Annotated in this window: 18 protein-coding genes and 1 pseudogene; 8 read left to right on the top strand and 11 right to left on the bottom strand. The window is 68.4% G+C overall.

The genetic code is table 11. From position 1 onward, the window contains the following. Positions 1–29: 29 nt before the first annotated feature. From AC07NF_RS00095 to AC07NF_RS00080, 4 genes are read right to left on the bottom strand one after another with little or no spacing between them, the layout of a single operon-like run. Positions 30–338: a DUF4387 domain-containing protein gene (locus AC07NF_RS00095; RefSeq protein ID WP_492811838.1), complete on the bottom strand. Its 309-nt coding sequence runs from the start codon at positions 336–338 to the stop codon at positions 30–32. After that, complete coding sequence (locus AC07NF_RS00090) at positions 322–1,785, bottom strand: acyclic terpene utilization AtuA family protein (RefSeq protein WP_492811840.1); 1,464 nt, start codon at positions 1,783–1,785, stop codon at positions 322–324. Before AC07NF_RS00090 ends, AC07NF_RS00095 begins: the two co-directional genes overlap by 17 nt. Further along, a complete protein-coding gene (locus tag AC07NF_RS00085) occupies positions 1,785–3,098 on the bottom strand; it encodes a CitMHS family transporter (protein WP_494632764.1) in 1,314 nt (437 codons plus the stop codon). The genes AC07NF_RS00090 and AC07NF_RS00085 overlap by 1 nt, the downstream gene beginning before the upstream one ends. Positions 3,099–3,128: 30 nt before the next feature. Beyond that, positions 3,129–5,231, bottom strand: a complete 2,103-nt coding sequence (locus tag AC07NF_RS00080) for a TonB-dependent receptor (protein ID WP_494632766.1) — start codon at positions 5,229–5,231, stop codon at positions 3,129–3,131. Between the two features lie 188 nt (positions 5,232–5,419). Between AC07NF_RS00080 and AC07NF_RS00075 the strand changes: the two genes are divergently transcribed. From AC07NF_RS00075 to AC07NF_RS00065, 3 genes are all read left to right on the top strand, one after another. After that, positions 5,420–6,589 (top strand): citrate synthase family protein, encoded by a 1,170-nt coding sequence (locus tag AC07NF_RS00075; RefSeq protein ID WP_494632769.1) that lies wholly within the window; start codon positions 5,420–5,422, stop codon positions 6,587–6,589. 142 nt (positions 6,590–6,731) lie between these two features. Continuing rightward, entirely contained in the window at positions 6,732–7,760 is a 1,029-nt protein-coding gene (locus tag AC07NF_RS00070; RefSeq protein ID WP_494632774.1) for an LLM class flavin-dependent oxidoreductase, read from the top strand. A 214-nt stretch (positions 7,761–7,974) separates the two neighbouring features. Continuing rightward, the gene (locus AC07NF_RS00065; RefSeq protein WP_494632776.1) at positions 7,975–8,874 is read left to right on the top strand and encodes a 3'-5' exonuclease; all 900 of its coding nucleotides are present in this window, start codon (positions 7,975–7,977) and stop codon (positions 8,872–8,874) included. Between the two features lie 46 nt (positions 8,875–8,920). Here the strand turns inward: AC07NF_RS00065 and AC07NF_RS00060 are convergent, their stop codons facing one another. Next, positions 8,921–9,202 (bottom strand): hypothetical protein, encoded by a 282-nt coding sequence (locus tag AC07NF_RS00060; protein ID WP_492811849.1) that lies wholly within the window; start codon positions 9,200–9,202, stop codon positions 8,921–8,923. 105 nt (positions 9,203–9,307) lie between these two features. Next, entirely contained in the window at positions 9,308–9,655 is a 348-nt protein-coding gene (locus AC07NF_RS00055; RefSeq protein WP_492811850.1) for a hypothetical protein, read from the bottom strand. A 154-nt stretch (positions 9,656–9,809) separates the two neighbouring features. Here AC07NF_RS00055 and dinB point away from each other — a divergent pair, with 154 nt between their 5' ends. The 5 genes from dinB (at position 9,810) to AC07NF_RS00030 (ending at position 12,860) form a co-directional block, all read left to right on the top strand. Beyond that, positions 9,810–10,886 carry a DNA polymerase IV gene (gene dinB, locus AC07NF_RS00050; protein WP_494632783.1) on the top strand — a complete coding sequence of 359 codons (1,077 nt, stop codon included), beginning with the start codon at positions 9,810–9,812 and terminating at the stop codon, positions 10,884–10,886. A gap of 78 nt (positions 10,887–10,964) precedes the next feature. Continuing rightward, complete coding sequence (locus tag AC07NF_RS00045; protein ID WP_492811854.1) at positions 10,965–11,549, top strand: alpha-ketoglutarate-dependent dioxygenase AlkB; 585 nt, start codon at positions 10,965–10,967, stop codon at positions 11,547–11,549. 56 nt (positions 11,550–11,605) lie between these two features. After that, positions 11,606–12,379 carry an exodeoxyribonuclease III gene (locus tag AC07NF_RS00040; protein ID WP_492811855.1) on the top strand — a complete coding sequence of 258 codons (774 nt, stop codon included), beginning with the start codon at positions 11,606–11,608 and terminating at the stop codon, positions 12,377–12,379. Next, positions 12,376–12,702 carry a hypothetical protein gene (locus AC07NF_RS00035; protein WP_494632785.1) on the top strand — a complete coding sequence of 109 codons (327 nt, stop codon included), beginning with the start codon at positions 12,376–12,378 and terminating at the stop codon, positions 12,700–12,702. The genes AC07NF_RS00040 and AC07NF_RS00035 overlap by 4 nt, the downstream gene beginning before the upstream one ends. Positions 12,703–12,734: 32 nt before the next feature. Continuing rightward, complete coding sequence (locus AC07NF_RS00030) at positions 12,735–12,860, top strand: hypothetical protein (RefSeq protein ID WP_494632787.1); 126 nt, start codon at positions 12,735–12,737, stop codon at positions 12,858–12,860. Between the two features lie 405 nt (positions 12,861–13,265). On the opposite strand, the gene AC07NF_RS00025 is transcribed toward AC07NF_RS00030, so the two are convergent. From AC07NF_RS00025 to AC07NF_RS00005, 5 genes and pseudogenes are all read right to left on the bottom strand, one after another. Further along, on the bottom strand, positions 13,266–13,490 hold the full coding sequence (locus AC07NF_RS00025) for a DUF2274 domain-containing protein (protein WP_494632788.1): 225 nt from the start codon (positions 13,488–13,490) through the stop codon (positions 13,266–13,268). Then, positions 13,487–14,632, bottom strand: a complete 1,146-nt coding sequence (locus AC07NF_RS00020; protein WP_494632789.1) for a TraB/TrbI/VirB10 family type IV secretion system protein — start codon at positions 14,630–14,632, stop codon at positions 13,487–13,489. Before AC07NF_RS00020 ends, AC07NF_RS00025 begins: the two co-directional genes overlap by 4 nt. Continuing rightward, on the bottom strand, positions 14,629–15,408 hold the full coding sequence (gene trbG, locus AC07NF_RS00015) for a P-type conjugative transfer protein TrbG (RefSeq protein ID WP_494632790.1): 780 nt from the start codon (positions 15,406–15,408) through the stop codon (positions 14,629–14,631). The genes AC07NF_RS00020 and trbG overlap by 4 nt, the downstream gene beginning before the upstream one ends. Continuing rightward, positions 15,405–16,091 carry a conjugal transfer protein TrbF gene (trbF, locus tag AC07NF_RS00010; protein WP_492811866.1) on the bottom strand — a complete coding sequence of 229 codons (687 nt, stop codon included), beginning with the start codon at positions 16,089–16,091 and terminating at the stop codon, positions 15,405–15,407. Before trbF ends, trbG begins: the two co-directional genes overlap by 4 nt. Then, positions 16,088–16,419, bottom strand: a pseudogene (locus tag AC07NF_RS00005) (P-type conjugative transfer protein TrbL); the annotation flags it as partial. The pseudogene AC07NF_RS00005 and the gene trbF, both read right to left, overlap by 4 nt.

The raw sequence follows: 16,419 nt of genomic DNA, 5'->3' as shown, positions 1-16,419 counted from the left end.
TTGTCGGCGTGACGCAGACGAGAGCCTGGTCAACCCACGACCGTGTCCAGCAGCCGAACATATTGCTGGCCGCTGTGCATGTCGCGCTCGACCACGCCGCCTTGCGGCGTCTTGCGGGGATAGGAGATCTTCACCACCGCCAAGCTGTCGACCGCGAAGCGCTTGATCAGCGCCGGATCGGTGTCGAACGCCTCGCCGATGGCCTCCTGGGATAGCGCCGGCGCGTCCTTGTAGCGCACGTAGTTCTCCGGGCCGTCGAAGAACAGGTCGACCGTCACCCAGAACGGCCCGGCGTTCTTGGACCGCACCTGGTGGCAGACCTCATGCAGCTTGACCATCGCGGACCTCCTTATCTTGAACGCCAGATTTTTCCGAAGGGGCGTCGACCCAGCGGATGCGGACCAGCTCGAACGGATCGGCCGTCTCGACGACGTGATTGAGCTTGAACTCGAAGACTTGGCCGCGCTCGACCTCGGCCGGCGAGAACGGGAAGGCGTAGCTCGGAAGCTCGATGTCCCTGCGCACAGGGAAATGGAAGAAGTATGGGTTGCAGGCCTTGGCGATCTGGGTGGCCAGGGCTTGGTTCTGCGCGGTGGCGACGAACAGCAGACCCACCTCCAGCGGTGGCGGCGTACCTGGCGGTCGGGTGATCCCGGAGACGGCGTTCCAGCCATAGGCCCGCAGCGAGATGTCGAAATCGCCGGCGGCCTCGCCGATCGAGCGGCGCACGCGCTCGCGCAGCGCCTCGTCCATGCGGGCCATGAAGCCGTCGAGATCGGCCAGCACCGCGCGGTCTTCGATGCCGACCATCATCATGGTCTGGAATGGCCCGCCGCCCGCGCCTTCCAGTTTCATGGTGTAGGGGCCCGGCTCCCAGCGCGAGCCGGTGACGCGCACGATGCGTGCGTCCAGCGCCTGATATTCCGAGGCGGTCACATCCAGCACGCCGCCCGGCTCGATCAGGCGGAACGGGTCGCTGTTTTCGTAGAGCATATGGGCGGCCACGGTGTGCGGCTCGCAGCGATTGTCGGGCGACAGCGGTACGACCTCGAAGCCCTCGGCGTCGACGCAGAACATGATGCCGGGGTTCATCGGATTGACCGTGCACTGGCCGCCGCATTCGGCGACCTTGGCGCCGTGCCAGGCGGGCCCTGCGGCCGCGCCCAGCATCAGCGGCACGGCGGCCAGAACGGCGGTGTCGGTGGTGCGCCCGCCCAGGACGATCTCGGCCCCGCCCTGCAGAGCCGAGATGTAGGGCTCGGGGCCTAGTAAGGCGACGATGTGGGCGCAGGCGTCGACCGTGGCGTCGTCCAGCGGACCCAATGGCGGCAGCGGTCGGATTTGCCCCCCGGCGTTCTTGGCCTTCAGGGTCGCCTTGTCCTGTTCGGAATAGAGCAAGGCGATACGCGGCCGCTGGCCCAGTTCTTCGGCGACCTCCTGGACGATCTCCAGGGTCCAGTCGACGGCCTCGTCGCAGCCGGAGGTGCCGCACGAGCCGATCAGCAGCGGGATGCCCGCCCGGTCGCGGGCGTCCATCAGGATGGTGAGGTCGCGCTTGACCGCCGCTCGGCTGTACTTGGACTTGCCGGTGCCCAGATAGGCCGGACCGCTGTCGGTCGAGCCGGCGTCGAGGGCGATGGCGTGGGCCCCGGCGGCGAGACCGGCCTCGACCTCATCGGGTCGCACGCCCCCACCCAGGGCCCCGCAGGGCACCAGGACCTTGACCCCACCGTCGGGGAGCTTGCCGTCGTGCATCGAAGACTCTTTCGGAACAGAGGCGGTCATCAGGCCGCCCGCAGGGGGAAGGCGCCGGTCGCCAGGGCGGCGATCAGCAGCAACAGGGAAGCGGCGATCGCCCATTTCAGCGAGAAGCGCTGGGCCGCGCCGACCTCGACCTTCAGGAGGCCGGTGACGAGGTAAATGGCCGCGATCAGCGGGCTGAGACCGTGGACCGGCTGGCCGACGATCGAGGCGCGGGCGATGGCCTCGGCCGGCACGCCGAACTTGGCGGCGGTCTCGGCGATCACCGGCAGGACGCCGAAATAGAAGGCGTCGTTGGACATGAAGAAGGTCATGGGCATGCTGATCAGGGCGGTGATCGGCGCCAGATAGGGTCCGAGCTGCGGCGGGATCGCCATCAGGGTGGCGTCGGCCATCGCCTTGACCATGCCGGTTCCCGACAGGATGCCGGTGAAGGCCCCGGCCGCGAAGATCAGCAGCACCACGCCCAGCACGTTCTTGGCGTGGGCGGCCACCCGCGTGCGCTGGGTGGCGATGTCGGGATAGTTGACGATCACCGCGATCGCGAACGCGCCCATCATCAAGGCCGGTAGCGGGGCCGCGCCGGTGACGAGGCCGCCGACCAGGGCGAGGGTCAAGGCGAGGTTGAACCAGATCAGCTTCGGGCGCTTGGCCTGCGCCTCCCCGGTCTCGACCAGCGGCGCGTCGGCGGACACGGGGTCGAGCGGTTCCAGGGACAGGCGCCCCAGACGCCGGCGCTCGCCCAGGCCCAGCCACCAGGCCAGGGCCAGGACGCCGGCTAGGCCCGCGACCATGGCCGGGATCATCGGCAGGAACACCGCGCTCGGCTCCAGGTGCAAGGCGCTGGCCGCCCGCGCGGTCGGTCCGCCCCAGGGCACCAGATTGACGATCGTGTTGCTGAGCCCCAGCAGCAAAGCCAGGATCAGCGGATTGAGGCGCAACCGCCGATAGACCGGCAGCAGGGCCGAAATGGTCACCAGGGCCGTGGTGGCCCCATCGCCGTCCAGCGAGACGACCATGGCCAGCAGCGCCGTGCCCAAGGTCACCCGCGCCGGATCATCGCCGACCATCGACAGCACCCAGCGCACCAGCGGGTCAAACAGCCCCGCATCGATCATGATCCCGAAGTAGAGGACCGCGAAGGCCAGCATCAGGGCGGTGGGCGCCAGCTGGGTGACGCCCTTGACCATCATCACGCCGAGCTGCGGTCCGGCCCCGGCCAGGAGGCCGAACGCGATCGGCACGACGATCAGGGCCGTGATCGCCGACAGGCGATTGGTCATGATCAGCGTCATGAAGCTGATCACCATCAGGAAACCCAGCACCGCCAGCGTCATCGTCCCCTCCCCGTACCGATCGCCGTCACGTCAGTACTTCCAGCGCAGCGTGGCGCCGACCGTACGCGGCGGTGCGTAGATCGCCAGGTTGGTCCCCTGGAACACCACCTGGTGGGTCTTGTAGATGTCGTTGGTCAGGTTCTTGCCCCAGACCGACAGGCTCCAGTGGCCCTCGGCGCTGTCGTAGACGAGGCGCCCATCGACCAGCGACCTCGGCTTGCGGGTGATGATCTGGTTGTTGTCGAGATCGTCATAGACCTTGCTCTCGAAGGTGGCGTCGATCGCCGCCTCGAGCCGCGCGCCGGACGCCAGCGGCTGGGTGAAGCTGGGCGACAGGGTCAGCTTGTGGCGCGGGCTGCGGGTCATGCGATTGCCGGAACGGTCGGCCCCGCGATCGAACAGGCTGAGGAACTTGCCGTCGGTGTAGGCGTAGGTCGCCGACAGGCGCAGATGCTCGTCGACCCGCGCGTCGAACGAGGTCTCCACGCCCCGGATGCGCGCCTTGCCGGCGTTGTTGGTGATGGTGTCGAAGCCCCGGGTGCTGCGCACCTGCAGGTCCTGGTAGTCGGTCTGGTAGATCGAGGTGTTCCAGGTCAGGCGGCGATCCAGCAGCGTGGTCTTGGCCCCCAGTTCGTAGAGTCTCGCCGTCTCCGGATTGAACGGCGTGGCCGCCGAGGTCGCCGTCGACGGGGTGTCTTGGAAGCCGCCGCTCTTGAAGCCGGTCGAGATCACGCCGTACAGCATGACGTTCTCGCTCGGCGAATAGTCGCCGCCCAGCCGCCAGGTCAGCTTGTCCCAGTCGTGGCTGGCGGTGATGGCGTACTTGGCAGAGGCGCGCAGCAGGGCCGTGGAGTCCTGGTTGCTCAGCGCATAGTCCTTGTCGTCCTTGGAGTAGCGCAGGCCGCCGAAGACGTTGATCTGGTCGGTCAGCGGCCAGGTGGCGTCGCCAAACACCGCGTAGCTTTTGGTCCTCGCGGCCTGGATGAAGCGGTCGCGAGCGGCGTAGGTCGCTGGCGGTGTCGGGCGGGACTTGATGTCGCCCCACAGCGTGTCGATCCGGTCGGTGTCGCCGCTGTAGGAGTAGCCGCCGACCACCCAGCGCAGCTTCGAGCTAGGCAGGGCCGACAGCCGCAGCTCCTGGCTCTGGAAATGGCTCTTCTCATCCTGGGCGCCGCGGAAGTTGAGGGCATAGATCGTCGGGTTGCCGCCATCGAAGTCCTCGGCGTAGTGGTAGGCCAGATGCCGGTACGAGCCGATATAGGTCAGCGTCGCCACTGGCAGGTCCCAGGTCAGGTTGGCGCGCGCGCCCCAGGTGTCGCGATCGTTGCGGCCGTTGCTCTCGGCGTAAAACTGGTCGCGCTGGCGGTTGACGCGCCACAGGGCGCTGGCCGGGGCGGTCGGGTCCAGCTCGAAGCTGTGGCGGGCGTCGCCGGCGCCGCGATCGCGCGTGCCGTCGATGGCCAGCAGGGCCGTGAAGGTCTCCGTCGGCTTAAGCAGCAGCTGCGCGCGGCCGCTGGTGGTGTCCTGGTCCTCAGCCGCGCCGCCAGCGAAGGCGTTCTTGGTATAGCCGTCGTGGGTGCGCTTGCTGAGGCTCAGACGCACGGCCGCCTTGTCGCCGACCGGGGCATTGATGAAGCCCGCCCCTTCCCGCCGCGAATAGTTTCCGACCGTGACCGCCGCGCCGGCGTCAAAGGCGTCCAGCACGGGGCGCTTGTTGAAGACGCTGACCGCGCCGCCGACCACGTTCTTGCCCAGCAGCGTGCCTTGCGGTCCTTTCAGGACCTCGATCCGGTCGACGTCGAAGGCGTCGAAGGCCACCGCCGAAGGCCGGCCGTAATAGACCTCGTCGACAAAGACCGAGACCGACGGGTCGCCGGCCGCGCCGCGATCGGACGAGCCGATGCCGCGCAGGACCGGACGTGGCTGGCTGGACGGGAAGTTGTCGAAGGCCAGGCCCGGCGTGCGGTTGGCCACATCCTGCACCTGGACAATGCGGGCGGCCTCGATCTGCTTGGCGCCAAACACCGACAGGGTCAGCGGCACGTCCTGCAGGTTCTCCGAACGCTTCTGGGCGGTCACCACCACCTCATCCAGCTGAACCGCCGAAGACGCCGGGGACGCGGTCTGAGCCATCGCCAAGGATCCGGAGCAAAGCGCCAGGACACAGGCCGATCCCAGCAAGCCGTAGCGAGCATTCATGGTCATTCCCTCCGTTGCGCTTTCACATTGACGATTCTCATCAATGCGTATTTTCTTGATGCGCTTGAGATCATACGAGCCACCTGTAATTGGCCGCGTCAATCTGTACGGATTTCGTCAATATGAAGAGCGACGACCTGTTCATGTCCGCGGACGAAGCCGCCGACACCCTCGGCGTCAGCCTGCAGACCCTGTACGCCTATGTCAGCCGCAAGGGCATTCGCTCGGAAAAGCAGCCCGGCTCCAAGAGCCGCCGCTACTGGCGCGCCGACATCGAACAGGCGCGCGGTCGCGGCCGTCCGGCTGATCCCTCCGCCGGCCTGATCAAGTCGACCTCCGTCACCCTGATGACCGCTAAGGGGCCGTTCTATCGCGGCGTCTCGGCGATCGACCTGGCCGAGACCGCGACCCTCGAAGAGGTGGCGTGCCGCTTGTGGAACGCGCCCGACGCCTTCGCCGACATCTCGCTGACGCTGCCCGATGGCTACGAGGCGGCGAGACAAGCGTTCGCCGTCCTCCCCCGCATCCCTCGCGCCATCGGCCTCCTGGGCCTGATCGAGCACGCCAACCCGCGCGCCCACGACCTCACGCCGGCCGGCTACGCCCGCGCCGGGGCCGGGGTGATCCGCTGCTTCGCGGCCATCGCCTGCGACGGCGACCCGATGGAACCGGGCCTGCTTCATGAGGTCCTGGCCCGCTCGCTGAACGCGCCGGCCGGCTATGAGGATCTGATCCGGCGCTGCATCGTCCTGGCCGCCGACCACGAGCTGGATCCGACAACCTACGCCGTGCGGGCCGCCGCCAATACCGGGGTCACGCCCTACGGGGCGGCGATGGCGGGCCTCGTCGCCGGGCGTGGCCGCCGCCTGCACCTGGGTCGCGCGGAGACGGTGTCGCGCTTCCTGGACGAGGTCATGACTGGCGCCCCGAAAGAAGCGGTGCTCTCGCGCTTCCGGGTCGGCGAAGCCCTGCCCGGTTTCGGCGGCCACCTCTACGCCGACAAGGACCCTCGCGCCCAGGCGCTGCTCGCCGCGCTGGAACGCCAGATCCCCGAGGCCGTGTTCGCGCCGCTACGCCTGGTGATCGAGACCATCGACGACCTGACGGGCGCTGCCCCCGACTTCATCGTGCCGACGATCTTCCTGGGCAAGGTGCTGGGCCTCAAGGGCGAGGAGCTGGCGGTCTCGACCGTCGGCCGGATGGTCGGCTGGATCGCCCACGCCCTGGAGCAATACCAGGACCACGCCCTGTTCCGCCCTCGCGCGGCCTATGACGGTCCCCTCCCCGCCTAACCGGGCAGCCCATCACGCACAGGCGCCTGGCAGGCGCTGACGCCAGACCGAGAAGAAACTGCACCTCTTCCGGTGGCGAATTGCGCGCCTATCTAACGGTCCAGCCGCGCCCGACGGCTCCGAAAAGGACAGAGTGCACCCCATGAGCGTTGTCGAACTTGGACTGGATACTTTCGGCGACGTGACGACCGAGCCGGATGGGACGCTGCTGCCCCACGACCAGGTCATCCGAAACGTCGTCGCCGAGGGTGTGCGCGCCGAGGCCGCCGGTGTCGACTTCTTCGGGATCGGCGAACACCACCGCGCCGACTTCGCCGTCTCCTCACCCGAGATGGTGCTGGCCACGATCGCGGGCCAGACCTCGCGCATCAAGCTCGGCTCGGCCGTCACGGTGCTGAGCTCGGACGATCCCATCCGCGTCTTCCAGCGCTATTCGACACTCAATGCGGCCTCGAGCGGCCGGGCCGAGGTGATCCTGGGCCGCGGTTCATTCACCGAGTCCTTCCCGCTCTTTGGCTTTGAGCTGTCGCAGTACAATCAGCTTTTCGAAGAGAAGCTCGACCTCTTCGCGGCCCTGCTCCGCGAACGGGCCGTCACCTGGCAGGGCCGAACCCGCCCGCCCCTGGTCAATCAGGAAGTCTTCCCGCGCCAGGGCGACCAGCCCTTCAAGACCTGGATCGGCGTCGGCGGCAGCCCGGAATCGGTGGTGCGCGCGGCGCGCTACGAATTGCCCATGATGCTGGCGATCATCGGCGGCGATCCCAAGCGCTTCCTCCCCTACGCGGATCTCTACAAGCGCGCCTTCGGTGAGCTGGACAAACCGGTCCAGCCGATCGGCGTCCACTCGCCTGGCTATGTCGCCAAGACCGATGAACAGGCGCGTGAGGACCTTTGGCCCGACTACAAGGCCATGCGCGACCGTATCGGGGCCGAACGCGGCTGGCCGCCCATGAGCCGGGCCGAGTTCGAGCAGGAAGCCGCCCATGGCTCGCTCTATGTGGGCTCGCCCGAGACGGTCGCCCGCAAGATCGCCGCGACGGTCAGGGCCCTAGGCGCCTCGCGCTTCCAGATGAAGTACAGCGCCGGCGCCCTGGCGCACGACAAGCTGCTGGACAGCATCGGCCTCTATGGCGAGCAGGTGATCCCGCTGGTCAGGGACATGCTGACCTAGCCGCCACGGCGCTGCGCCGATACGCCGCCCTCGGCGACGCCATTGCGCATCATTAGTGGCCCGACCTTCCCCGTCCCTCAAATAGGACGAGCCGCGGCCTCAAAAAGCCGCGGCTCAGACTTGGTCCAAGCTTAGGGCCTGAACCGGTGTCGACGTCCAATATCGGCAACGCCTGGACCTTGCGATCTTCGTCAAAGGCGGCAACTGAGAGCCTGTGACCGACGCCCTCGACCTTGAGTCCCTGGAAGCCATGGCCGCCCAGCTTGCCGCCAGTGGCCGCTATCGCCTGCTGCGGCGGTTCGAGGGCTGCACCCTGTTCACGGGGGCCGATCCAGCGACGCTGAAGCGCGGCGTCTATCTCGACACCGAGACCACGGGCGTTGATCCGCGCCGGCACGAGATCATCGAACTGGCGATGCTGCCGTTCGACTACGATCCCGAGGGGCGCCTCTGCGCGGTCGGCGAACCGTTCGTCGCCCTGCGCCAGCCCGCCAATCCCATCCCGGCCGAGATCATCCGGATCACCGGCATCACCGACGCCATGGTCGAGGGGCAGGCGATCGATCCGGACGAGGTCGCCGCCTTCATCGCCTCGGCGGTGATCGTGGTGGCCCACAACGCCGCCTTCGACCGCCCCTTCGTCGAGCGCCTTTCCGACAGCTTCAAGTTCAAGGGCTGGGCCTGCTCAATGCGCCAGGTCGACTGGGCCGGGGAAGGCTTTGAAGGAACCAAGCTCTCCTACCTCGCCAGTCAGTGTGGCTTCTTCTTCGACGGCCATCGCGCCGAGAACGACTGCCTGGCAGGTCTGGAGATCCTGGCGCGGCCCCTGACAAGCGGCCGCACGGCCCTGTCCCATCTCCTGGAAGTCGCCCGCGCGCCGACCTGGCGCATAGTCGCCGACCGCTCCCCCTTCGAGATGAAGGATCGGCTGAAAGAGCGCGGTTACCGCTGGAATGGCGACGAGGCCGCTGGACCAAGGGCCTGGTACGCCGACGTCACTGAGGAGGATCGCGACGCTGAGCTGGCCTACCTCGCGCGCGAGATCTACGGCTACGACCCGGGGCTCTCGCCAAGGCGCATCACCGCATTCGAACGCTTCTCGGATCGAGGGTGACGGAGCGCCCATCACGCCTTTCCGACGCCGGCAAACACCCAGACCTCTAGCCTCTTGGCTCAAGATCCATGAAGGCCTTTCCCTCGTCGCCCGCCTCCGCGCGGTTGAGGACCTTGTTTTCGTGATCGCGGCTGATCACAACCCGAATACCGCGATAGCGGATACCGACGATGGTGCTGAGGCAGGTCGTCGGCAGATCCGCGCCCGACATCTTCACCCAGGTGTCGGAATTGAAGGTGATGGCGCCAGGCAGGAACTGATCGTCCCCTTTGGCCTTGGCCTCTTCGGCCATGAAATCCAGCAGGTGGTCGATCTCGTCGCGCTTCATGATCCCGCGCTTAGCCGAGTCGACCGCCGGATGCGGTTAAGGCCACGCAGATCCCCAGGGTTATCGACAGAAGAGTGGCTGCGAGGGGCGCATGTTCGTTGAAGCCTAGCCGACCCGCCGCAGGTCCGCGACCGATGGATCGGCCGGCAGCTGCACGTAGAACCACGCCAGCTCGGGGTGGCGCTCGACCAGATCGGCGAAAGCGCGGCGGATACGTGGGGTGAGCGCAGGGTTCTTGACGCACATCGAGACCACGAGGGCGGCGCTGTTGCGCAAGGTCGGGTTACGCAGGGCCGTGCGCTGCTCCTCAAGCCGACGGCGATAGCGCGTGGCGCCGAACGTCTCCGGCAATTGGGCGATCGATCGGTCTATGTCCTTCAGGGTCTCGGCGACGGCTTGCGCCAGGCCGATCTCCAAGGCCAGGGTCAGGAACTCCCCTTCGATACGCGACACGCTACAACACTCCCCAAGGCCCCCACGATGGACCAGCCAGACGGCCCTTCGCGCTGCGACGCGGCGTCGCAAGACCCCGGTTTCACCCGATCCTGGCCGCCCGCTCAAGGAGAAAGTTCCCGTTTCGTTCACAGAATGCTAGTTAACTGGGGACATGGAGTCGCCGCCTCGCAAGATCATCCACATCGACATGGACGCCTTCTTCGCGTCCATCGAACTGCGCGACGATCCCAGCCTCGCGGGCAAGCCGGTGGTGGTCGGCTCGCCGGCCGCGCGCGGGGTGATCGTGGCGGCGACCTACGAGGCCCGAAAGTTTGGCGTGCGCTCGGCCATGCCGTCCAGCACGGCCCTGCGCAAATGCCCTGGCCTTGTTTTCGTGCCGCGCCGCATGGAGGTCTATAAGGCCGCCTCTCAGCAGATCCAGGCGATCTTCGCCGACTACAGCGATCTGGTCGAACCGCTGTCGCTGGACGAGGCCTTTCTCGACGTCACCGCCAACAAGGCCGGGATCGACACCGCCACCCAGACGGCCCGGATGATCCGGGCGCGGATCCAGGAAGAGACGGGCCTGACCGCCTCGGCGGGCATCTCCTACAACAAGTTCCTGGCCAAGATGGCCAGCGACCAGAACAAGCCCAACGGCCAATTCCTGGTCGCGCCTGGCCAGGGCGAGGCTTTTGCGCGGACCCTGCCTATCAGCAGATTCTACGGCGTGGGCGATGTGACCGAGCGCAAGATGAGGGCGCTGAAGATTGAAACGGGCGAAGACCTGCACCGCCAGTCGCTGGAGTTCCTGATCCATCACTTCGGTCGGTCCGGACCCTGGTTCCACGATATCGCCCGCGGCGTCGATGAGCGCCTTGTCATCCCAGACCGTGAGCGCAAATCCTCGGGCTCGGAGACCACCTTCGAGACCGACCTTTTCGACACCGCCCGCATCGAGACCGAGATCGCGGCCCTGGCCGACCAGGTCTTCGGCTGGTGTGAGAAGGCCCAGAAGTTCGGACGCACCGCGACGATCAAGGTCAAGTACGCCGACTTCGAGCAGGTCACGCGCCGCCGCTCGCTCTCGGCCCCCATCGCCGACGCCGACACCTTGCGCCTGCTCGCCCAGGACCTGGTGCGCGCGGTCTATCCTCTCCGGGCGGGGGTGCGGCTGCTGGGCGTCACGGTCTCCAACCTGGAGACCAAGTCAGCCGAGGCCGCCGACCACACCGCCCTCCTCGTCTAGCGAAAGGTCCAGGGGCGCACGCGCACAACGGCGACATGTCCTGGACGCGCCGCGGCCGAAATTTCTGTTGAGACGCCGATGATCGACAACCAGCCCTCGCTGTTCGACCTACCGCTGGCCCCCAAGAAGCCTCTGCCCGATGGCTTCCGCTATCAGGCCGAACTGATCAGCGCCGCCGAGGAGCGCGACCTCGTCGCCAGCTTTCAGGGCCTGCCGTTCAAGGCCTATGAGCATCTGGGCTATTTCGGCAATCGCCGGATCGCCGGCTTTGGCTGGCGTCAGGACGAGGCCGGCCGCATGGTCGAGACCGGCGAGCCGATCCCGGATCTGCTGCTCCCCTTGCTGGACAGGGTCGCGGCCTTCACCGGCCTGGCGCCGGAGAGCTTCCGCCACGCCCTTGTCACCGAATACTCGCCCGGCGCGGGGATCGGCTGGCATCGCGATCGACCGCCGGCCGTGGCGATCGCCGGGGTCTCCCTGTTGTCGCCATGTCATTTCCGCCTGCGGCGCAAGACCGGAGACCGTTGGGACCGCGCCTCGATCATCGCCGCGCCACGCTCGGCCTACCTCATGGCCGGGGCGGCGCGCAGCGACTGGCAGCACAGCATCCCCGCCCTCGAAGCGCTGCGCTATTCGGTGACCTTCCGGACGGTACGGCGCTAGGCGCCGGCAGCAGAACAGCCCTGGGAACGTGCGTTCCACGGCCGCGCTTTCCCTCCGTGCGCATCGCCACCCTCAACATCAATAATGTGATCAGCCGCTTCGACAGCCTGATCGAATGGCTGGACGACGCCCAGCCCGACGTCGTCTGCCTGCAAGAGTTGAAGGCCGAACAGGGCCGCTTTCCCGCCGAGGCGCTGGAGCAGATGGGCTATGGCGCGGTCTGGAAAGGCCAGCGGACCTGGAACGGCGTGGCGATCCTGGCCAAGGGCATGACCCCGGTCCTGACCCGGACCGCCCTACCTGGCGATCCAGACCTGACCCAGTCGCGCTATATCGAGGCGGCGGTGAACGGCGTGCTGATCGGCTGCCTTTACCTGCCCAACGGCAACCCGGTCCCGGGTCCCAAGTTCGACTACAAGCTGGCCTGGTTCGAGGCGCTGCTGGCCCATGCCCACGGCCTCCTCGCCACCGGCGCGCCCGTCATCCTGGCCGGCGACTATAATGTCGTACCGACCGAGGCCGACATTTATCCCAACCACTCGTATAGCGGCGACGCCTTGCTGCGCCCTGAAAGTCGCGCGGCCTTCCAGCGCCTTCTGGACCAGGGCTGGACCGACGCCCTGCGCGCCATCCACCCGTACGCCGCGCCCTGGACCTATTGGTCGTACCTGCACGAGCGATGGCCCAAGGACAAAGGCCTGCGGATCGATCATCTGTTGCTTTCGCCCGACCTGGCCAGTCAGCTGACGGACTCTGGCGTCGATCGCTGGGTCCGGGGTCTGGATGGCGCCAGCGACCACGCCCCGGCCTGGATCGAACTCTCCCGATGAAGGCCCCGCCGCCCATCACGCCGGACGGCCGCTACCTCGTGGTGCGCGGCCGGCTCTGGCGACGGAGCAATCCCGATCTGTCGCCAGAGCACCGCCAGACCCTGGTCGACGCCTTGATGGACGCCCGCCGCGCGGTTCTCACGGCGCTGGCCAAGGGCGACCCCCAAGCGCTCGCGAAGGCGCGAAGCAGGGTCAACACGGCCAAGGTCGGCCTGGGTGAACGCGGCCCCGTGTGGTGGGACGACGGCGCGCCGGACCTCAACCGCCATATGGCCCGCAACACACCCTATGGCGACTGGTGGGCCAAGCTCGAGCGCGCCTAGCGCCGCAACGAGCGGCGCCATATCATGGCGCCATGCCCGCTCGCTCCCGTCCGACCGCCCGCCTGCTGACCCCCGCCGGCTGGGCCGGCCTTGCCGCCCTCGCCGTGCTGGCCGCCGGCATGGTCTTCACGCTTATCCAGGTCCTGCCCCGCGCCTAGCGTGTTCTGAAAGCACGGACCTGTGCTTTAGATCGTAGGGACACCAAGGTCCGCGACGCCGCATAAGGCCCAGGCTAACGAAGACCCGCTTGGCCAAATTCCTGGTCAAACCAGAGCTCGACGTCGTAGCGCACCGAGATGCTGGATCGGAAGTTCAGATAATTCGGAGAGCTGGCCTGCAGCCAGCTCCAAAATTCGCCAAAGCTCAGAGACCCTGCCGGCGTCTCGAGATGGCCCTCATCGCGTCTCCAAGCGTGGCATAGATGACGGATGGCCGGTTCGGCTTCAGACTTTCGCATATTTTCCTCACGGGACGGGCGCATGACATCGTGACGTTCGCCAACGTCAGCGGCGGTCGCAGGCCCCGGCACAGCGCACGACCAAAGGCCGCCAAGGACGTTCCATTCACGCCTCGCGCCGACGACGCCCCCGCACGAACGCCCGATCCGTCGCCATGAACTGGTCGAGCATCGGCACGACCAACCGCACGGGCTCGGCAACCTTGCCGCCGGTCTGGGCCGCATGGGCCTGGGCGTAGGCCACGAGATTGCGATAGGTGCTGGGCGGCACGTCGAGGGTCATCTTGACGCTCGCTTCGTCCTCCAGCGGACGCAGCTTCAGCTTGTTCATCGGCGCACTCCCACGCGGTAGGGCTCTAGGACGAGGTCCTTGGTCAGCAGGACGCGCAGTAGCGCGCCGGGACGGATGGTCAAGGTCGGGGCACGGTCGAGGCTGCGGCCAACGATCTGCCGGCCCACGTCACTGACCGCGTCGGCGCCGCCCCGCCGGATGGCTCGGACAAGATCGGACGCCTCGCGCGATGAGCCCGTCTCGGCGCCGATGGCGAGCACGGTCGAAAGACCCGCCGCCGCCAGGACGCGGCCACTGTGGCGATCAACGCCGTCCTGCAGCCCGGCCATGCCCTGCACATCGGCGGCCGGCAACTTGTCGAGGACGATGGAGCGGCCCGACGGCATGATCAGCCGGGTCCAGGCCACGCGCAGGCGGCTCTGTCCGACCTGGATCTCGGCCTCATAGTCGCCAATCAGACGCGCCCCGGCCGGGATCAGCAGGAAACCGCCGCCCAGGCTGTCATAGACGTCCTGGGTAACCTGGGCGATGGCCAAGCCCGGCGCGTCCGAGCGCAGGCCCGTGACCAGGGCCGCCGGGATCACCGCGCCCGCCTGAAGCACATAGGGCGAAGCCGGCGCCTGAAGACGCTCCACGCTGGTCGTCCGGGGATCCTGCCCAGCCCCCTCGACCGTCGCCGGCGACGGGGCGTCGACGCGCCTATCGGCCGGCGCGGCCACGAAGAGGCCGCTCTGCTGGGCCGCGCGGCGCACGGCGGCCTGGGCCTCGCGCTCGGGGTCGACGGCAGGCTGTCTCGGCCCGGGGGCCGCCGCCGCCGCGGCCTGCTGCAGCCCAGCGCTTTCCATGGGCCTGGCGCCCGCCCGCTGGGCGGCCAGGATGGGGCGGCCCAGATCGCCGGGCAGCGGCGGACCGAGCGCCGGCACGCCGGCCGGACCGGCATAGCCGCGCGGCAAGGCCGTCACCCGCTCCGGCGGCGTCGCGGTCGCGGACGGCTCCACCTTCTGAGGCGCCGCACGCCGATGCTCCAGCATCGACCAGCCGACGGCGCTGAACAGGGCCAGCGCGATGGCGGTGCTGGCGATGATCAGGGCTCGGCGCGACAGGCGGGCCACCGGCGCGGGCGATCCGCGCAGCCGCAAGGTCTTGGCGATAGCTTCCTTAGCCTCGGCGTCTTCGCTCATCGGCCCGCCTCCGGGGCGCCCATCAGCCTGATCAGCCTTACGCGCTGGGCCTGACGCTTGATCCCGAGACGCAGTTCGGCGCGGTCGAAGAGGCGCTCTACGACGATCCGCCGTCCTTCAACCCGGTAGTTGATGATCTCGGCGGACTTGCTATCGACGCCCACACGGTAAAGCGGCGGCAGGTCGTCCAGAACGACATCCGGCCCGAACTCGACGTAGACGCGCCGTCCATCGTCGAATACCGCCACGGGCCGCCAGAGGGGATGGTCGCCCTCAATCCGGTAGCGGCGATCGACTCGTGACGGGTCCACCTCCGGCACAGCCAGCGGCGCCTCGACCAGCACGGCCTCCGCCGTCGGATAGCGCCACGACAGCTGCGCCTGCCAGGTTCGGGCCGAGGCGCGAAGCTCCAGGTAGTAGGTGCGTCGGTCGGTGTTGATCACGAGATTGGTCGCCAGGTCCGGCGCGGTCGGCTTGACCAGCACATGCACACGACGCCCGGGCCCGACGCCGCTGCTGGTGGCGCCGATCAACCAACGGGCGGTGTCGCCCGCCGCGATCCCACCGGCCTCGACCAGAGCCTCCCCTGGCTCCAGCACGATGTCGGTGATGCGGCCCGGCATGGCGATCACTGGGTATACGCTGGTGTCGACCCAGGCCGAGCGATGCATGCCCGCTGGCGTGGCCAGGCGCGGATCGCCGCCTGGCGGCCCAGCCCAGGCAGAAGGCGACAGCAGGACGCAGGCGAGACCCGCGGACAGGGTCAGACGGATCATGCGCCGAACTCCTTCGACCAGGACAAGGCCGTGACGAAGACGCCAAGCGGATTGACCCGAAGGCCCTCGGCGGTGCGGGGCGGCCGGATGGTCACAGTGAGGATCGCCGTCCAGCGCTCGGTGGCGACGAGCTGGCCGCCCTCGAAACGCTGTTCGGTCCAGGCCAGACGGAAGCTGTCGGGCGAGGCGCGCACCACGCTGGTCACCGCCACCGTCGCCTGGGCCTTGCCGACCTGGCTGAAGGGGTCGGCGCGCCGGGCATGGTCGGACAGGGCCGCCGCGCCGTCGGTCGAGGTGAAGTCGTAAGCCCGCAGCCAGGCCTGGCGCATCAGCACCGGGTCAGTGGAGAGGGTGCGCACGTCGGTGATGAACCGCGCCAGGGTCCAGGCGATCATGGCGTCGGTCGGCCGTGCGCCCTGAACGGCCGGGGCGACGACGCGCGGCTCACCCAGGCGGTCGACCTCGATCACCCAGGGCGTGACGCCGCCGCGCAAGGCGAGCGTGACGAGGCCGGCCGACAGGCCCCCACTGAGCGTCAGGAGGCCCAGCGCCATCAGCCGCCAGTTGAACGCCTGGACGCGCGCGGCCCCGAGCCGCTGGTCCCAAGCCTGACCGGCCCGCTGGTGGGCGGTCTCCGGCGCGGGGGTCGCGCCATAGCGCGCCGATCCCTTGAGCAGGGTCATGATCTATCCTCCGAAAGGCTGGGCGCCGCGCCGGCGCTGTGATCGTCGCCGCTGCCGGCGGCGTGGACGGCCATGGCCGCGCCATGGGTCATGGATTGGCGGCGTTCGAGATCGCGGGCCCAGGCGGGTTGCTCGCTCGCATCGCCCCGGCCGGCCGGGGCGTTCGCGGCGCGGGGACCACCCTGCCCGCCTGCCCCGCCAGACGACGGCGGCGGCGGAGGTGTCGACGACGCACGAGTCGAAGACGCCGCGCCGCCACCCCCTTGCGGACCGTTCGGCGGCGAGCCGCCGGCCGGGGCCGCGCCGCCCGCTGGCGGAGGCCGCCCCC

The sequence above is a fragment of the Caulobacter sp. GW821-FHT10A06 genome (assembly GCF_059415805.1).
The sequence above is the reverse complement of the archived record's forward strand: the minus strand, read 5'-3'. Positions and strand labels throughout refer to the sequence as shown.